Here is a 17,269-nt window from a genome sequence, read left to right as displayed (position 1 = left end):
CGTATTGCAGAATGCGTATCTGGTTTTTACTGGCGACGGCGCTTTTCCTTGCAGGATGTAGTTCTCACCGCGCGCCACCGCCGAACCCAAGGCTGTCGGACTCCATTACGGTGATTGCCAATCTGAACGATCAGCTAAGCGAATGGCGCGGCACGCCCTATCGCTATGGCGGCATGGCGCGCTCAGGCGTCGACTGCTCTGGCTTTGTGATGATGACGTTCCGCGACAAATTCGCGTTGCAGCTGCCGCGCGAAACGCGTCAACAGGCGAAGCTCGGTACCGAGATCGATAAAGAGGATCTGTTGCCTGGCGATCTGGTGTTCTTCAAAACCGGCTCCGGTGAGAGCGGGCTGCATGTTGGCATCTACGACACCGATAACGCCTTTATTCATGCTTCAACCAGCCGGGGCGTGATGCGCTCTTCGCTGGATAATGTCTACTGGCGCAAAAATTTTTGGCAGGCGCGACGTATCTGACGTGACATCGACAGACGGTGCAAAAAAAGGGAGCGCGCGTAATGCAAGCCTCCCTTTTTTGTTTGTGGCGGCGGAACATTTTCATATAAACCAGGACGTTTCCACTAATTCGCTTTTTTTAAATTAATTATGATTGTTCGCGACTCACCGCCAGGGGGCAGGAGAATGCGGGAGCAAACGAATAACAACGGAGGGGAGGGTAGAAAAATAGAACGGGAAAAAAATGAAGCCAATCTCATTAAAATCAGTAAATATGGAATATCGTCAGACAGGTTTGTTAACGCCGGATTTAACCCATAATGCGGGGCTGGCAAAATGATAGTTTCACTCGATTACAGCTATCGCTCTGAGCTTTTATTACTACCGGCAAGAGACGGTAACGGAATGCTTCAGGGTGTCGAAATTATCGTTAACTTTGTTGGAAAGGACAGCACCGTCCGCGCCCCGACAGAGCTGGTCTTGCCACGCCTGACGGTCGCTGAAAAAGTGACGCTGTTTACTGAGCAACTTGCTCTAATTGAAGTCTGCCAGCTCTTTTTAATTCAGCATCATCTTACCGCCTGGATTAATATTTCTCCGGAAATTGCCGAGCAATTACTGACGGATGACACCCTGGCGGCACAGGTAAGAAAATTCCCGTGCCTTGAATTAGCCATCAATGAGAATTATCCAGATCTCAATAGCGGAAAAGAGAACAAAATTCTGTCTCTACTGGCGAAACAATATCCGCTGGTGCTATGGAATTTCGGCGTTGGCGCTGCGTCAACCAGAGCGGTATTTGACGGGCTGTTTAAAAGGGTCATGCTGGATAAAAACTTTATTCACCAACGTTTATCTACGCTTGCCTTCGAACCCTTTATGCGCGCCATCATTTCGCAGGTCGAACCCTATTGCGATGCGGTGATGATTGCCGGCATTGATGATGAGCCGTCGCTGAAGCGCGCAAGGGCGTTTCAGTTCAGCGCTATGCAAGGCGCGCTCTGGCCAGCGGTTAGCCCCGCGCAGCTGACGTCACTGATCCACCCATAGCCCTTGTGTTGCCCGGTGTTTAAACACCGCATTAGGCACTACACTAAAAGGCTGGAGGATCTATGACCCTGACTTTTACCACTCGCTGGCGTGATGAACTGCCAGATTACTACACTGCGTTAACGCCCACCCCGCTCAGCAATGCGCGCCTTATCTGGCGCAATGCCCCGCTGGCAGAAACCCTCGGCGTGCCCGAGGCGCTCTTTCATCCTGAATCCGGCGCTGGCGTCTGGGGCGGTGAAACGTTGCTGCCCGGTATGTCGCCGCTGGCGCAGGTCTACAGCGGGCATCAGTTCGGTGTCTGGGCCGGGCAACTGGGCGATGGGCGCGGCATTCTGCTTGGTGAACAGCAACTGGCGGATGGCTCGACCCGCGACTGGCACCTTAAAGGCGCCGGGCTGACGCCATACTCGCGCATGGGCGATGGCCGCGCGGTGCTGCGTTCGACCATTCGTGAAAGCCTTGCTTCAGAAGCGATGCACTATCTCGGTATTCCCACCACCCGTGCGTTAAGCATTGTCACCAGCGACACGCCGGTGATGCGCGAGACCCGCGAGCAGGGGGCGATGCTGATGCGTATCGCGGAAAGCCATGTCCGTTTCGGCCATTTCGAACACTTCTACTATCGTCGTCAGCCTGAAAAAGTGCGTGAGCTGGCCGATTTTGTCATTCGCCATCACTGGCCCCATTTGCAGGAGGAGCCTGACCGCTACGTGGCATGGTTCCGCGATGTGGTCCGGCGTACCGCCGTGATGATTGCCCGCTGGCAGGCGGTCGGTTTTGCCCACGGCGTGATGAACACCGACAATATGTCGATCCTCGGGTTAACGATGGATTACGGGCCCTATGGATTTCTCGACGACTACAACCCGGCGTTTATCTGTAACCACTCTGACTACCAGGGGCGCTACAGTTTTGAGAATCAGCCGGTGGTCGCGCAGTGGAACCTGCAACGCCTGGCGCAGTCCCTGTCGCCGTTTATTGCCGTCGATGCCCTGAATGCGGCGCTGGATGAGTATCAGACAGAGCTGCTGACCGAGTATGGCAGCCTGATGCGCAGCAAGCTCGGCCTGTTTGTGCCGCAGGAGGGGGATAACGAGATCCTCAACGCGCTGTTTGCGCTGATGGCGCGGGAAGGAAGCGACTATACGCGCACCTTCCGCATGCTAAGCCACACCGAGCAGCAGAGCGCGGCCTCGCCGCTGCGCGATGAGTTTATCGATCGCGGCGCGTTTGATAACTGGTTCGAAACCTATCGCCAGCGTCTGCAGCAGGAGGGGATTGACGATGCGCAACGGCAGCAGCAGATGCAGAGCGTTAACCCGGCGGTGGTGTTGCGCAACTGGCTGGCGCAGCGCGCCATCGATGTGGCGGAGCAGGGCGACATGGCAGAACTGGAAAGGTTGCATGAGATCCTGCGCCAGCCCTTTAGCGATCGCAGCGACGATTATGCCCGCCGTCCGCCGGACTGGGGCAAACGGCTGGAAGTGAGCTGCTCAAGCTAGCTTATTTGGTGAGGATCAGCTTGCCGGCATGGGTTTCGCGCAGCAAATAGCGCTGCCCGTTATGCTCAATCACAACACGGCGCTGTTCGCCGAGCAGCGCCTGGCTGGTGATGTGCCGATCGTCGGGATTAATATGATCCGGTTTTTCGTTCCGGCTGGTGGGCGTGGCGGAGCTGTCCATAGGCAAAGTCGCGCTTAACAGTAAATCAACAATGAGAATTATTATCGATAAACCGCGCAGTGAGGCAAGCGGGTTGCAGGGAGATCGCGCCGATCCCCCTAAAATCTGTAGGTAACCTCTGCCTGGTTCGCAGATGAGCCTGGATCAACCGCGCGTGGCGACGGCGGCGGCCAGTTTCTCCAGCAGCAGCACGCTGTCATCCCAGCCAAGGCATGGGTCGGTGATCGATTGACCATAGACCAGCGGCTGCCCGGCAACAATTTTTTGCGTTCCCTCTTTGAGGAAACTTTCTGCCATCACACCGGCAATGGCCGTTGAACCATTGCGAATTTGTGCACAGATCTCATCACACACCTCAAGCTGGCGGCGATGCTGTTTCTGACAGTTGCCGTGGCTGAAATCGACCACCAGTTGCTCCGGCAGATCAAACTCGCGCAGCGTGTCGCAGGCGTTGGCGATATCCTGCGGGTAAAAGTTTGGCTGCTTGCCGCCGCGCATAATGATATGGCCCCATGGGTTCCCGCTGGTCTGGTAAACGGTCATCTGACCATTTTTGTCCGGTGACAGGAACATATGGCTGGCGCGGGAGGCGCGGATTGCATCCACGGCGATGCGGGTATTGCCATCGGTGCCGTTTTTAAAGCCCACCGGGCAGGAGAGCGCTGAAGCCATCTCTCGGTGGATCTGGCTTTCGGTGGTGCGCGCGCCGATGGCGCCCCAGCTAATCAGATCGGCGATAAACTGGCCGGTCACCATATCAAGAAATTCGGTGGCGGTCGGCACACCCAGTTCGTTGACCTGCAACAGCAGCCTGCGCGCCAGTTCGATACCGTGATTCACGCGATAGCTGCCATTCAAATCGGGATCGGAGATCAACCCCTTCCAGCCAACCACCGTGCGCGGTTTTTCAAAATAGGTGCGCATCACAATCTCTAACTGCGCCTCGTGCTGCGTGCGCAGGGCTTGCAGGCGGCGGGCATACTCCATCGCCGCATCCAGATCGTGAATAGAGCAGGGGCCGATAACCACCAGCAGGCGGCGATCTTCACCATTAAGGATTTTTTCGATACGCCGCCGCGAGGCCGTCACATGGGCGGCGACCTCCGGGCTGACAGGGTAGCGCTGTGCCAGCGCCGCAGGCGTCACCAGGCTATCAATACGCGCGGTGCGAAGTTCATCTGTTTTGTTCATTAACGATCTCGAAATTAGGGGCTTCAGCGGCAAAAGTGCCGGAAGTGATGCGCTCACCATAAACCAATCGCGGCTGAAAACAAGCCTGCTACGGGGCGCAACACATCAGTGGCAAGCATGATAGCGCAGAATGCATTCATGTACTAGCTTATTGGTACATGCGACGGCTTAATCCCATCATATCGAGCATCTTGGTGGCGATCTCCTCCACGGAGTAGTTGGTGCTGTTAAGGCAGGGGATCTGGTGACGGCGGTAAAGCGCTTCCACTTCGGCCACTTCCATACGGCACTGGCGTAATGACGCATAGCGGCTGTTCTCACGGCGCTCTTCGCGGATGGCGGCAAGGCGTTCAGGATTAATGGTCAGACCAAAGAGTTTATGCTGCAACGGCTTCAGCGCGGCAGGCAGCCCGAGGTTGTCCATATCATCCGCAATAAAGGGGTAGTTGGCGGCGCGAATACCAAACTGCATCGCCAGATAGAGGCTGGTGGGTGTTTTACCGCAGCGGGAGACGCCGAGCAGAATCACCTGTGCCTGGTCGAGGTTGCGCAACGAAATACCATCATCGTGCGCCAGCGTGTAATCAATGGCGGCAATACGTGCGTCATACTTGGTCAAATTTCCCGGCGTCAGGCCGTGGGTACGATGGGCAATCGGCGTTGGATCGAGTTTTAATTCCTGCTGCAACGGGGCCACCAGCGCCTGCACGATATCCTGACAAAAGCCCTCGCTTTGCAAAATAATGGCGCGGATTTCCGGCAGCACAATCGAGTAAAAGACCAGCGGGCGGTTACCCGTTTGCTGGTAGAGCGCATCTATCTGCTCTTTGACCGCGCGGGCGCGACTCTCGGTTTCCACGAAGGGCAGAGTGATGCTGCTGACAGCAACCGGAAATTGCGACATCACCGCATGGCCTAATACTTCAGCGGTGATAGCGGTTCCATCGGAAATATAAAACACGTGACGATCGACTGCGTTGTCCATTAATCCCATCCTGAATGTGATGCGCAATTATCTGAAAGCTTAAATTAAAAATCCTGCTGCTGCGTATAACCTTTATCTCATTTTAAAATGAAATAGCGTTTTTATTTTTAATGAACTGTACGGTTCATTTTTTAGCAACGAGCAGTGCGCGAAGCGCCGGGGTAGTGAGAATTAACCTGGTCGCCATTTATTGATGGGTATCTGTCCGAAAAACCGCAAAGGGTAATTGCTTACACGATTCACCGTTTTTTCAACGCAATTTATTATGCCAGGATAAAAAACGCTGTAAGACGTTATGTACCCCTTCATATATCACAAAAGGATTGTCTCGATGTCCAACAATGGCTCGTCACCGCTGGTGCTTTGGTATGACCAACTCGGCATGAATGATGTAGACAGAGTTGGAGGCAAAAATGCCTCCCTGGGTGAAATGATTACTAATCTTTCCGGTATGGGCGTCTCCGTACCGAACGGATTTGCGACCACCGCCGACGCGTTTAATCAGTTCCTCGAACAGAGCGGTTTAAATCAGCGTATTTATGAACTGCTTGATAAAACCGACATCGACGACGTCTCCGAACTGGCGAAAGCCGGGACGCAGATCCGCCAGTGGATTGTGGATACCCCGTTCCCGCCAGCGCTGGAACAGGCGGTACATGAAGCGTATGCCCAACTTTCCGCCGATGACGCAGAGGCCTCGTTTGCCGTGCGCTCCTCAGCTACCGCAGAAGATATGCCGGATGCCTCGTTTGCCGGCCAGCAAGAGACCTTCCTTAATGTGCAGGGCTACGACGCCGTGCTGGTGGCGATTAAGCACGTCTTCGCCTCCCTCTTTAATGACCGCGCCATCTCCTATCGCGTGCATCAGGGTTATGACCACCGCGGCGTGGCGCTCTCGGCGGGCGTGCAGCGCATGGTGCGCTCCGATCTCGCCTCCTCGGGCGTGATGTTCTCCATTGATACCGAATCCGGTTTCGACCAGGTGGTGTTTATCACCTCCGCGTTTGGGCTCGGTGAAATGGTGGTGCAGGGGGCGGTCAACCCGGATGAGTTTTACGTGCATAAGCCGACGCTCGCCAACGATCGCCCGGCAATTGTGCGCCGCACCATGGGCTCGAAAAAAATCCGCATGGTCTACGCAGCGAATCAGGAGCATGGCAAGCAGGTGCAGATTGAAGATGTACCGCAGGCCGAGCGCGATCGCTTCTCGCTGACCGATGAGGAAGTGCAGGCTCTGGCGAAACAGGCGGTGCAGATTGAAAAACATTACGGCCGCCCGATGGATATCGAGTGGGCGAAAGATGGTCACACTGGCAAACTCTTTATCGTGCAGGCGCGCCCGGAAACCGTGCGCTCGCGCGGCCAGGTGATGGAGCGCTACACCCTGCATGCACAGGGCAAAATCATCTCCGAGGGGCGTGCAATCGGCCATCGCATTGGCGCGGGCACGGTGAAAGTGATTCATGATATCAGCGAGATGAACCTGATTGAGCCTGGCGACGTGCTGGTCACCGACATGACCGACCCGGACTGGGAGCCGATCATGAAAAAGGCGGCGGCGATTGTCACCAACCGCGGCGGGCGCACCTGCCATGCGGCGATTATCGCCCGTGAGCTGGGCATTCCGGCGGTGGTCGGCTGCGGCGATGCGACCGAGCGCATCAAAACCGGCGAAAAAGTGACCGTCTCCTGTGCCGAAGGCGACACCGGCTATGTCTATGCCGAACTGCTCGATTTCAGCGTGAAAAGCTCAAGCGTCGACACCATGCCGGATCTGCCGCTGAAGATCATGATGAACGTCGGCAACCCGGATCGCGCTTTTGACTTCGCCTGTCTGCCAAACGAAGGCGTCGGGCTGGCGCGTCTCGAATTTATTATCAACCGCATGATCGGCGTACACCCGCGCGCGCTGCTGGAGTTTGACGACCAGGAGCCGAAGCTGCAGAACGAGATCCGCGAAATGATGAAGGGCTTCGATTCGCCGGTTGAGTTCTATGTCGGCCGCCTGACGGAGGGGATCGCGACGCTCGGCGCAGCCTTCTGGCCGAAGCGCGTTATCGTGCGCCTCTCTGATTTCAAATCTAACGAATACGCTAACCTGGTGGGCGGCGAGCGCTACGAGCCGGAAGAGGAGAACCCGATGCTCGGCTTCCGTGGCGCGGGCCGCTATGTGGCAGAGAGCTTCCGCGACTGCTTTGCGCTGGAGTGTGAAGCGGTAAAACGCGTGCGCAACGAGATGGGGCTGACCAACGTCGAGATCATGATCCCGTTTGTGCGTACCGTTGACCAGGCGAAAGCGGTTGTGGATGAACTGGCGCGCCAGGGGCTGAAGCGCGGCGAGAACGGGCTGAAGATCATTATGATGTGCGAAATTCCGTCGAACGCGCTGCTGGCGGAGCAGTTCCTCGAACACTTCGACGGCTTCTCCATCGGCTCGAACGACATGACCCAGCTGGCACTCGGGCTGGATCGCGACTCCGGTGTAGTGTCGGAGCTGTTTGATGAGCGTAACGAGGCGGTGAAAGCGTTGCTGTCGATGGCAATCCGCGCGGCGAAAAAGCAGGGCAAATATGTCGGCATCTGCGGCCAGGGGCCGTCTGACCATGAGGACTTTGCCGCATGGTTAATGGATGAGGGCATCGACAGTCTGTCGCTCAACCCGGATACAGTGGTGCAAACCTGGCTTAGCCTCGCCGAACTGAAAAAATAACGGCGAAAACAAAATCCCCGGCACAATGTCGGGGATTTTTTTATTTCAGCCGCGAATATGTGGCCGATCACAATAACTAAAAAACGTAAAAAGCCTGGCAATTATTGCAATTGTTCCGATGCTGCCTTCTTCTAATACTTGAGCCTGTAGTGAGCGGTGCGATAAGAAATAACGCACCAGGATGAAATAATTTTTCACCTCACAAGGCTAATAACAATGACAATTTCCTCTGTCCTGCGTACGAAAGACAAAATAGGCTATGGCCTCGGCGATATGGCAAGCGCCCTGGTGTGGCAAACGGCGACGCTATTTCTCGCCTATTTCTATACCGACGTTTTTGGTTTACCCGCCGCCATTATGGGCACCATGTTTTTAGTCGTTCGCGTTATTGATGCGTTTGTCGATCCCTGCATCGGCGCGCTGGTGGATCGCACGCAAACCCGGCACGGCCGTTTTCGCCCGTGGCTGCTCTGGTTTGCCATTCCCTTCGGCGTCAGCTGCGTCATCACCTTCTATGTGCCGGAAGCGGGCGCCACGGCGAAAATTATTTATGCCTGCGTCACTTACGCCATTCTCAGCTTTATCTACTCCGCGATTAACGTCCCTTACTGCGCCATGCCCGGTGCGCTGACCATGGATCCGCACGAGCGCCACTCGCTGCAATCCTGGCGCTTTGGCCTCTCTTTTATCGGCGGGCTGATTGTCACCGTCATTGCCCTGCCGCTGGTGGCGCACCTTGGCGATGGCAACGTGCAGAAGGGCTACTTCTACGCCATGAGCATGATGGGCGTGCTGGGGATTGTGCTCTTCTTTAGCTGTTTCTTTATGACCCGCGAACGCTTTACGCCGCGTAATGACACCTCCGGCTCGATGATAGGCGATCTCAAACTGCTGGCGGCAAATAGCCAGTGGCGCATTGTTTTCCTGTTTAATATTTTGCTGTTGACTGCTGTCGTTACCCGCGGTTCAGCCACCATGTATTACGTCAAATATGTGTTACTGCGCCCGGAAATGGTCTTTACCTTTATTGTCTCCGGCATGATTGCTTCGCTGGCCGGCGCACTATTATCGGCGCGTCTGCTCGGTAAATTCGATCGCGTGCGCGCTTACCAGTGGACGATTATTACTTTCGTCATCTTTGCCGCGCTGATCTTTATCATTCCGCCGTCGCAGGTGTGGCTTATTTTCACCCTCAATATTGTCTTCAGCTTTATTCAGAACCTGACCACGCCGCTGCAATGGACGATGTTCTCCGACGTGGTGGATTATGAAGAGCACCGCAGCGGACGCCGCCTCGACGGGCTGGTCTTCTCCACCGCGCTCTTCGCCATTAAATTTGGTCTGGCCCTCGGCGGCGCAGTGGTTGGCTGGGTGCTCGGTGCGGTTGACTATATTCCGAACCAGGCCCAACAGAGTGCGACCGTGCTCACCACCATCAATGCGCTGTTTACCCTGATTCCCTGCCTGTTATTTATCTGCATGGTGCTGCTGCTGACTCGTTACAAACTGAACAGCAGCGTCGCTGACAGCATCGCACAAGAACTTCTGCGCAAGCGCGGTGGTAGTAATGAAGCCGCCGACGCGCAAACCACCCCGGATCTCAGCAACACAGGAGTGACCCGATGACCGCAATTTACAAAGACGCAAACCGCCCCGTCGCCGAGCGCGTGGCTGACCTTCTTGCCCGTATGACGCCAGAGGAGAAGTTCGCCCAGATGCATGGGCTGTGGCTGGTGCTCTCAGAAGAGGGCGACCACCGCGAGCGGACCGATTTAAGCGATGAATTTGCCGGTGTAAGCGCGCAGGAGGCGCTGGCGGAGCGGCTGAAACTCGGCGTCGGGCAAATCACCCGCCCGCTGGGTACCCATATTGTCGAGGCGAAACAGGGCGTGCGTGCCGCCAACCGGCTGCAAAAAACGCTGATGGAGGAGACGCGCCTCGGCATTCCGGCGCTGTTCCATGAGGAGTGTCTGGTGGGGCTGCTCTGTAAAGATGCCACGCTGTTTCCCTCCTCGCTCAACTACGGCTCAACGTGGGATCCGGAACTGATTAAACGCGCCGCGCAGCACATTGGTGATGAGGCGCGTTCGACCGGCTGTAAACAGGGGCTGGCTCCAGTGCTGGATGTTTCGCGCGATGTGCGCTGGGGCCGCACGGAGGAGACTTTCGGCGAAGACCCTTGGCTGGTCGGCGTGATGGCCTGCGCCTACGTCGAGGGATTGCAGGGCGAGAAGGGCGATATGCTGGCGACGCTCAAACACTATGTCGGCCACTCGTTCAGTGAAGGGGCGCGCAACCACGCGCCGGTGCATCTCGGTTTTTGCGAGCTTAACGACACCTTCCTGCTGCCCTTTGAGATGGCGGTGAAGTGCGCCAATGCCGGATCGGTGATGCCCGCCTATCACGATATCGATAACCAGCCAGGCCACAGCGATAGCTTCCTGCTCACCACCGTGTTGCGTGAACAGTGGGGCTTTGAGGGGATTATCGTTGCGGATTATGGCGGCGTCAGCCTGCTGCACCAGCATCATGGCGTTACCCATGATGTTGCCGAGTCGGCCGCGCTGGCCTTTAACGCCGGGCTCGATGTCGAGTTGCCGAAAGATGACTGCGCGCGTCATCTGGCGCAGGCGGTGGAACGCGGTCTGATCACTATGGAGAAAGTGGATGAGATTGTCGCGCGACTGCTGGCGGTGAAGTTCCGCCTCGGCCTGTTTGAACACCCCTACAGCAATGAGCAGAAGATTGTTCTGCAAGCGGAGGAGACGCGGCAGGTGGCGCGCGAGGTAGCAACCCGATCGCTGACGCTGCTGGAGAATAACGGCGTGCTCCCCCTGAGCGGCGCGCCGAAGGTGGCGGTTATCGGCCCGACCGCCGACGATCCGCTGGCCTTACTGAGCGGCTACAGCTTCCCGGTGCATCTGATTATCAGCGATATGCTGGAGGAGACGTCGCAGGTCACCACACCGCTTGCCGCGCTGCGCCAGACTCTCGGCGAAGCGCAGGTTCGTTATGCTAAAGGTTGCCATATCATTGAAAAACGGATGGCGGGCGCGCCGGTCTTTCCGGGTGACGCCTCAGGAAAACCGATGCAGGCGTCACCGGTCTCAAATGACATGAGCCTGATCCCCGACGCGGTGCGCGCGGCGCAGGAGAGTGAGGTAGTGATTGCCTGCGTGGGCGATCTTGCTGGCCTGTTTCAGAGCGGCACGGTCGGCGAGGGTTCCGACACCGACAGCCTGACCCTGCCCGGCGTCCAGCAGCAGTTGCTGGAGGCGCTGGTGGAAACCGGCAAGCCGGTAGTGGTGGTGATGACCGGCGGGCGTCCCTACAACCTGCAGGGACTGGAAACGCGCGTCGCCGCTCTGCTGATGGCATGGGCACCGGGGCAGGAGGGCGGCTGGGCGATCGCCGATGTGCTTACCGGGCGCGCGGAGCCGCAGGGCAGGCTGGTGGTGAGCGTGCCGAAGAGTGCTGGTGCCATGCCCTATTACTACAACCACAAACTGAAGAGCGGCGGAACGCCTTTCGCCTTCCACTTTGGCTCACGCTACCCCTTCGGGTATGGACAGAGCTGGACGCAGTTTGCCTACGGCGAGCCTGAACTGGCGAGCAGTCAGGTCGATATCGACGGCGAAATTACGCTGCGCGTGAAGGTAAGCAATACCGGAGAGCGCAGCGGCAGCGACGTGGTGCAGCTCTATGTGCGCGATAAGGTCGCCTCAATGGTGCGGCCGGTGCAGGAGTTAAAAGCGTTTCAGCGCGTGGCATTAAGCCCCGGCGAGACGGCGACGCTCACCTTTACGCTGCCGGTCGATATGCTCAACTTTACCCGCCGGGACGGAAAGCGCATTGTCGAGCCAGGAGAGTTTGAGTTGCAGGTCGGTGCGTCTTCGGCCGATATCCGCGGGCGCGCAACCGTAACGGTAACCGGGCAGACAAAAGTGCTGCCGCAACGCTGGCGAATGATGAGTAATTGTGAAGTAAGTCGCTAATTTCAGACGAAACCCGCTATGTAAAGCGGGTTTCTTTTTTATCAACGATATCAATAAAAAAAGGATAAAAAAAAGCCCATCGTGGGAGATGGGCAAAGACTACACACAGCAATTCGTTGTTTCACTCAGGGGATTTCCATGCTTATAAATCAAGGTGTTGATTTATAACCGTGCTCTTATAGTAGGCATGCAGAATTTTTGCGTCGATCAGATTCGTCTCATTAGTTAAACGCAGGTAAAGAATATATGCTGCAAAAGAGGCGATATACCGGAGATTATACAGAGTGAGTGCTACAGCAGGGTTAAAATGATAAGCAATGCTTAATGATTATTAAGGCGGGCTACCCCGCCTTAACGGTATCAGGCAGGCTTGTCTAAATCGTCGACTTGCGCCAGCGCGTCGTCTGAAGGCGTTTTCGGTGCCGGGACTTCATTAACCCAGGCAGAGAAGAGACGCCAGGAGACCGCCAGCAGCACCGGGCCGATAAACAGGCCGATCATGCCAAAGGCCACCAGGCCGCCGATAACGCCAGAGAGGATAAGGATCAGCGGAAGATCGGCTCCGAGGCGAATCAACACCGGGCGGATAAAGTTATCAAGCGTAGCTACCACCGCACTCCACACCAGCAGCACCGTTCCCCACGTAGAATCCCCGCTCCAGTAGAGCCAGATAATCGCTGGCACCAGCACCAGCAGCGGGCCAATCTGAATCAGACAGGTCATCAGCATCAGCACGGTAAAGAGGGTGGCGTAAGGCACGCCGGAGACGGCCAGCCCAATACCGCCCAGCACCGCCTGAACCAGCGCCGTCACCACCACGCCGAGCGCGACAGCGCGGATCGCCTGGCCTGCCAGCAGCACCGCGGCATCGCCGCGCTCAGCTGCCAGCCTGAAAGCGAAGTGGCGAATACCCTCTGCCACCTGCTCACCGCGCCAGTAAAGCAGGGCGCTGAATAGCAGCATCAGGCCGCAGTGCAGCATCAGGCGACCAATATGCGCGGCCTGGCCAACAAACCACGTTGTTGTGGTCCCGACGTAGGGGCGCAGTTTCGCCATAATTGCGCTACCGCCCATATCGAGCAGGCTGTGCCAGGCGGCGTAAAGCTTACCGCCCACCAGCGGAATGCTATTCAGCCATGCCAGATCTGGCGGTGAGGAGACGCCGCTGGTAACGGCGTGGATCACCGTGCCGCTGGAGTCGACAAGACTATTGACCAGCAGGGCAACCGGGATAATAAACAGCAGGATCAGCAGCAGCATCATCGCCAGCACCGCCAGCGAGCGGCGGCCGAAGAGTAATCGCTGCAGGCGCAGCAGCAAAGGCCAGGTGGCAATCACCACGGTTCCCGCCCAGGCGAAGCCGAGAACAAACGGCTGCACCACCCACAGGCAGGCAATGATCATCAGGGCTAAAAACAGTACCGACAGCATTAATTGCGGCACATCCCTGGAGTGACGACTATCAACTTTATCCATTATTCACCTTTCCAGTACTGAAGGGGCGGTGCGGCAGGCAAGCACCCATTATTATGCGAAGCGATATGCGCTGATTTGCACCGCCTGATTCTGCCTGCAATTCTGCTGAGCGCCTAAGAAAAAAATGTGATACAACGATGAGGGCTTAAAGCAAACGATTAACTTTTAACAACATTAACTGTCAGGCAGGGTCAAGCATAATGATCCCACAGATTTCCCAGGCACCAGGCGTCGTTCAACTGGTGCTCAATTTTTTGCAAGCACTGGAGCAGCAAGGTTTTACAGGTGATACCGCCACCAGTTACGCCGACCGGCTAACAATGGCGACAGACAACAGTATTTACCAGCTACTTCCCGACGCCGTTCTCTTCCCACGTTCAACGTCAGACGTTGCCCTGATCACACGCCTCGCCGCGGAAGCGCGTTTTAAGGCGCTGGTCTTTACCCCGCGCGGCGGCGGTACCGGCACCAACGGCCAGGCGCTGAACCAGGGCATCATTGTTGATATGTCCCGCTATATGAACCGCATTATTGAGATTAACCCCGAAGAGGGGTGGGTGCGGGTTGAAGCGGGCGTCATCAAAGATCAGCTTAACCAGTTTCTTAAACCGTACGGTTTCTTCTTCGCGCCGGAGCTCTCTACCAGCAACCGCGCGACCCTTGGCGGCATGATCAACACCGATGCCTCCGGCCAGGGTTCACTGGTTTACGGTAAAACCTCCGATCACGTGCTCGGTCTGCGCGCGGTGCTGCTGGGCGGCGATATCCTTGATACCCAGGCGATGCCGGTTGCGCTGGCCGAGACTCTCGGCAAGGCCAGCACCGCCATCGGGCGTATCTATAAAACCGTGCTCGAGCGCTGTCGCGATAACCGCCAGCTGATTGTCGATAATTTTCCGAAACTCAACCGCTTTCTCACCGGCTACGACTTGCGCCACGTCTTTAATGATGAGATGACCGAGTTTGACCTGACGCGCGTGTTAACCGGCTCGGAAGGCACGCTGGCCTTCATTACCGAAGCGCGGCTCGATATCACCCGCCTGCCGAAAGTGCGCCGGCTGGTGAACATCAAATATGACTCTTTTGACTCTGCGCTGCGTAACGCTCCTTTTATGGTCGAGGCGCGCGCCCTGTCGGTAGAGACCGTCGATTCGAAAGTGCTCAACCTGGCGCGGGAAGATATCGTCTGGCACTCGGTCAAAGAGCTGATTACCGATGTGCCGGACAAAACCCTGCTCGGCCTCAATATCGTCGAGTTTGCCGGGGATGATGAAGCGTTGATCGATACGCAAGTCGCCTCGCTCTGTCAGCGGCTGGATGAGCTGATGGCGCGCGGCGAAGGCGGCGTGATTGGCTGGCAGCGCTGCGATGAGCTGGCGGCGATTGAGCGTATCTATGCGATGCGCAAAAAAGCGGTTGGCCTGCTGGGTAATGCCAAAGGCGCGGCCAAGCCGATCCCGTTTGCGGAAGATACCTGCGTGCCGCCGGAACACCTGGCCGATTATATCGTTGAGTTTCGTGCGCTGCTCGACGGGCACGGACTGAGCTACGGCATGTTTGGTCATGTTGATGCCGGTGTGCTGCACGTGCGCCCGGCGCTGGATATGTGCGATCCGCAGCAGGAAGTGCTGATGAAGACCATCTCTGATGAGGTGGTAGCGCTGACGGCGAAATATGGCGGGTTATTGTGGGGCGAGCACGGTAAAGGTTTTCGCGCCGAGTACAGCCCGGCCTTCTTCGGCGAGGCGCTCTATGGCGAGCTGCGGAAAATCAAAGCGGCGTTTGATCCTGAGAACCGTCTGAACCCGGGGAAAATCTGCCCGCCAGAGGGGCTTGATGCGCCGATGAAGCAGGTTGATGCGGTGAAGCGCGGAACGTTTGACCGGCAGATCCCGACCACCTCGCGCACCGCCTGGCGCGGAGCGATGGAGTGTAACGGTAACGGGCTGTGCTTTAACTTTGATGTCAAAAGCCCAATGTGCCCGTCGATGAAGATCACCGGCAACCGCATTCACTCACCGAAAGGGCGCGCCACGCTGGTGCGCGAATGGCTGCGTCTGCTGGCCGACCGCGGGATCGATCCGCTGAAGCTTGAGAGAGAGCTGCCGGAAAAACGCGCCTCGCTGCGCACCTTGATTGAGCGCACTCGCAACAGCTGGCATGCGCGCCGCGGCGAGTATGACTTCTCTCACGAAGTGAAAGAGGCGATGTCCGGCTGCCTGGCCTGTAAAGCCTGTTCGACCCAGTGCCCGATCAAGATTGATGTCCCGGAGTTCCGCTCCCGTTTTCTGCAAATCTACCATGGTCGCTACCTGCGCCCGCTGCGCGATCATCTGGTAGCCACGGTCGAAAGCTATGCACCGCTCATGGCGCGTGCGCCAAAAACTTTCAACTTCTTTATGAGCCAGCCGTGGGTGCGGGATCTTTCGGCGAAGCATATTGGCATGGTCGATTTACCGCTGCTCTCTGTGCCGTCGTTGCAGCGACAGATGGTCGGCCATCACTCTGCCAATATGACGCTGGAGCAGCTTGAAGCGTTGAGCGAAGAGCAGCGCGCGAAAACGGTGCTGGTGGTGCAGGATCCCTTTACCAGCTACTACGACGCGCAGGTGGTGGCGGATTTTGTCCGCCTGGTCGAGCGCTTAGGTTTCCGGCCGGTAGTGCTGCCCTTTTCACCAAACGGTAAAGCGCAGCACATCAAGGGCTTCCTGAATCGCTTTGCGAAGACAGCGCAGAAGACCGCCGATTTCCTTAACCGCGTTGCGGAGCTGGGGATGCCGATGGTCGGTGTCGATCCGGCGCTGGTGCTCTGTTATCGCGACGAGTACAAGCTGGCGCTGGCGGATAAACGCGGCGACTTCCATGTGCAACTGGTGCATGAGTGGCTGCCGGGCGTGCTGGAAAAGGTTGAGCCACGCACTGTGAGCGGCGAGCCCTGGTATCTTTTCGGCCACTGTACCGAAGTGACCGCCTTGCCCGGTGCGCCTGCGCAGTGGGCGGCTATCTTCGCGCGTTTCGGCGCGCAGTTGGAAAATGTCAGCGTCGGCTGCTGCGGCATGGCTGGCACCTATGGCCATGAAGTGAAGAACCACGCCAATTCGCTCGGTATTTATGAGTTGTCGTGGCATCAGGCGATGCAGCGTCTTCCGCGCAACCGCTGTCTGGCGACGGGCTATTCGTGCCGCAGCCAGGTGAAGCGCATCGAAGGAAACGGTGTGCGCCATCCGTTACAGGCTCTGCTGGAGATGGTGTGATGATCTGGAAACGTGCGGTTACGCTGGAAGCGCTCAACGCCATGGGCGACGGCAATATGGTGGGCCTGCTGGATATCCGTTTTGAGCGCATCAGCGACGATACGCTGGAAGCCTCGATGCCTGTTGATGAGCGCACGCATCAGCCCTTTGGCCTGCTGCACGGCGGTGCGTCGGTGGTGCTGGCCGAAACCCTCGGCTCGGTGGCGGGTTATCTCTGCACGGAAGGGGAGCAAAAGGTGGTCGGGCTGGAGGTCAACGCCAACCACCTGCGCTCGGTACGCAGCGGTCGGGTGCGCGGTGTCTGTAAAGCGCTGCACACCGGCGGCCGTCATCAAGTGTGGCAGATCGATATCTTTGATGAGCAGGCGCGCCTCTGCTGCTCTTCGCGGCTGACCACCGCCGTGGTATGAGAAATTTCGGCGGGTAACCGCCGAAAATATTCACGATTTATTCACTATTCTTAAGAT

General features: G+C 57.1%; 12 protein-coding genes and 1 other RNA gene. 8 read left to right on the top strand and 5 right to left on the bottom strand.

Features of this window, described 5'->3' with window-relative positions; translation table 11 throughout:
- The first annotated feature begins 11 nt into the window (after nucleotides 1-11).
- The 3 genes from N7V53_RS00735 (at nucleotide 12) to selO (ending at nucleotide 3,010) form a co-directional block, all read left to right on the top strand.
- On the top strand, nucleotides 12-476 hold the full coding sequence (locus N7V53_RS00735; protein ID WP_023481861.1) for an NlpC/P60 family protein: 465 nt from the start codon (nucleotides 12-14) through the stop codon (nucleotides 474-476).
- A gap of 315 nt (nucleotides 477-791) precedes the next feature.
- Nucleotides 792-1,505 carry an EAL domain-containing protein gene (locus N7V53_RS00730; protein WP_034814005.1) on the top strand — a complete coding sequence of 238 codons (714 nt, stop codon included), beginning with the start codon at nucleotides 792-794 and terminating at the stop codon, nucleotides 1,503-1,505.
- A gap of 62 nt (nucleotides 1,506-1,567) precedes the next feature.
- The gene (gene selO, locus N7V53_RS00725; RefSeq protein ID WP_279791567.1) at nucleotides 1,568-3,010 is read left to right on the top strand and encodes a protein adenylyltransferase SelO; all 1,443 of its coding nucleotides are present in this window, start codon (nucleotides 1,568-1,570) and stop codon (nucleotides 3,008-3,010) included.
- A 1-nt stretch (nucleotide 3,011) separates the two neighbouring features.
- Here selO and hemP read toward each other — a convergent pair whose 3' ends face one another.
- From hemP to N7V53_RS00710, 3 genes are all read right to left on the bottom strand, one after another.
- Nucleotides 3,012-3,191, bottom strand: a complete 180-nt coding sequence (gene hemP, locus N7V53_RS00720) for a hemin uptake protein HemP (protein WP_279791566.1) — start codon at nucleotides 3,189-3,191, stop codon at nucleotides 3,012-3,014.
- Nucleotides 3,192-3,335: 144 nt separating this feature from the next.
- A complete protein-coding gene (gene aroH / locus N7V53_RS00715) occupies nucleotides 3,336-4,382 on the bottom strand; it encodes a 3-deoxy-7-phosphoheptulonate synthase AroH (RefSeq protein ID WP_279791565.1) in 1,047 nt (348 codons plus the stop codon).
- Nucleotides 4,383-4,530: 148 nt separating this feature from the next.
- Nucleotides 4,531-5,367 carry a kinase/pyrophosphorylase gene (locus N7V53_RS00710; RefSeq protein WP_279791564.1) on the bottom strand — a complete coding sequence of 279 codons (837 nt, stop codon included), beginning with the start codon at nucleotides 5,365-5,367 and terminating at the stop codon, nucleotides 4,531-4,533.
- A gap of 331 nt (nucleotides 5,368-5,698) precedes the next feature.
- On the opposite strand from N7V53_RS00710, the gene ppsA reads away from it, so the two are divergent.
- From ppsA to N7V53_RS00695, 3 genes are all read left to right on the top strand, one after another.
- On the top strand, nucleotides 5,699-8,077 hold the full coding sequence (gene ppsA / locus N7V53_RS00705) for a phosphoenolpyruvate synthase (RefSeq protein WP_279791562.1): 2,379 nt from the start codon (nucleotides 5,699-5,701) through the stop codon (nucleotides 8,075-8,077).
- Nucleotides 8,078-8,293: 216 nt separating this feature from the next.
- Nucleotides 8,294-9,703, top strand: coding sequence for an MFS transporter (locus N7V53_RS00700; protein ID WP_023481578.1), 1,410 nt, complete (start codon nucleotides 8,294-8,296; stop codon nucleotides 9,701-9,703).
- A complete protein-coding gene (locus N7V53_RS00695; RefSeq protein WP_279791559.1) occupies nucleotides 9,700-12,072 on the top strand; it encodes a glycoside hydrolase family 3 N-terminal domain-containing protein in 2,373 nt (790 codons plus the stop codon). The genes N7V53_RS00700 and N7V53_RS00695 overlap by 4 nt, the downstream gene beginning before the upstream one ends.
- A 64-nt stretch (nucleotides 12,073-12,136) precedes the next feature.
- On the opposite strand, the gene rprA is transcribed toward N7V53_RS00695, so the two are convergent.
- An RNA gene (gene rprA, locus N7V53_RS00690) (antisense sRNA RprA) lies at nucleotides 12,137-12,244 on the bottom strand.
- A gap of 188 nt (nucleotides 12,245-12,432) precedes the next feature.
- Nucleotides 12,433-13,548 carry an AI-2E family transporter YdiK gene (ydiK, locus tag N7V53_RS00685; protein WP_279791558.1) on the bottom strand — a complete coding sequence of 372 codons (1,116 nt, stop codon included), beginning with the start codon at nucleotides 13,546-13,548 and terminating at the stop codon, nucleotides 12,433-12,435.
- 200 nt (nucleotides 13,549-13,748) lie between these two features.
- Here ydiK and N7V53_RS00680 point away from each other — a divergent pair, with 200 nt between their 5' ends.
- The gene (locus N7V53_RS00680) at nucleotides 13,749-16,802 is read left to right on the top strand and encodes an FAD-binding and (Fe-S)-binding domain-containing protein (protein WP_279791556.1); all 3,054 of its coding nucleotides are present in this window, start codon (nucleotides 13,749-13,751) and stop codon (nucleotides 16,800-16,802) included.
- Nucleotides 16,802-17,212 (top strand): 1,4-dihydroxy-2-naphthoyl-CoA hydrolase, encoded by a 411-nt coding sequence (menI, locus tag N7V53_RS00675; RefSeq protein WP_023481652.1) that lies wholly within the window; start codon nucleotides 16,802-16,804, stop codon nucleotides 17,210-17,212. The genes N7V53_RS00680 and menI overlap by 1 nt, the downstream gene beginning before the upstream one ends.
- The last annotated feature ends 57 nt before the right edge of the window (nucleotides 17,213-17,269 follow it).

The organism is Kosakonia sp. HypNH10, from assembly GCF_029850615.1.
Lineage (GTDB): Bacteria > Pseudomonadota > Gammaproteobacteria > Enterobacterales > Enterobacteriaceae > Kosakonia > Kosakonia cowanii.
The sequence above is the reverse complement of the archived record's forward strand: the minus strand, read 5'-3'. Positions and strand labels throughout refer to the sequence as shown.

Bases quoted from the DNA above. Each gene is read 5' to 3' on its own strand.
- ydiK (WP_279791558.1), bottom strand. From the start codon at position 13,548: ATGGATAAAGTTGATAGTCGTCACTCCAGGGATGTGCCGCAATTAATG.
- menI (WP_023481652.1), top strand. From the start codon at position 16,802: ATGATCTGGAAACGTGCGGTTACGCTGGAAGCGCTCAACGCCATGGGC.
- hemP (WP_279791566.1), bottom strand. From the start codon at position 3,191: ATGGACAGCTCCGCCACGCCCACCAGCCGGAACGAAAAACCGGATCAT.
- selO (WP_279791567.1), top strand. From the start codon at position 1,568: ATGACCCTGACTTTTACCACTCGCTGGCGTGATGAACTGCCAGATTAC.
- N7V53_RS00735 (WP_023481861.1), top strand. From the start codon at position 12: ATGCGTATCTGGTTTTTACTGGCGACGGCGCTTTTCCTTGCAGGATGT.
- N7V53_RS00730 (WP_034814005.1), top strand. From the start codon at position 792: ATGATAGTTTCACTCGATTACAGCTATCGCTCTGAGCTTTTATTACTA.
- N7V53_RS00695 (WP_279791559.1), top strand. From the start codon at position 9,700: ATGACCGCAATTTACAAAGACGCAAACCGCCCCGTCGCCGAGCGCGTG.
- aroH (WP_279791565.1), bottom strand. From the start codon at position 4,382: ATGAACAAAACAGATGAACTTCGCACCGCGCGTATTGATAGCCTGGTG.
- N7V53_RS00680 (WP_279791556.1), top strand. From the start codon at position 13,749: ATGATCCCACAGATTTCCCAGGCACCAGGCGTCGTTCAACTGGTGCTC.
- ppsA (WP_279791562.1), top strand. From the start codon at position 5,699: ATGTCCAACAATGGCTCGTCACCGCTGGTGCTTTGGTATGACCAACTC.
- N7V53_RS00700 (WP_023481578.1), top strand. From the start codon at position 8,294: ATGACAATTTCCTCTGTCCTGCGTACGAAAGACAAAATAGGCTATGGC.
- N7V53_RS00710 (WP_279791564.1), bottom strand. From the start codon at position 5,367: ATGGACAACGCAGTCGATCGTCACGTGTTTTATATTTCCGATGGAACC.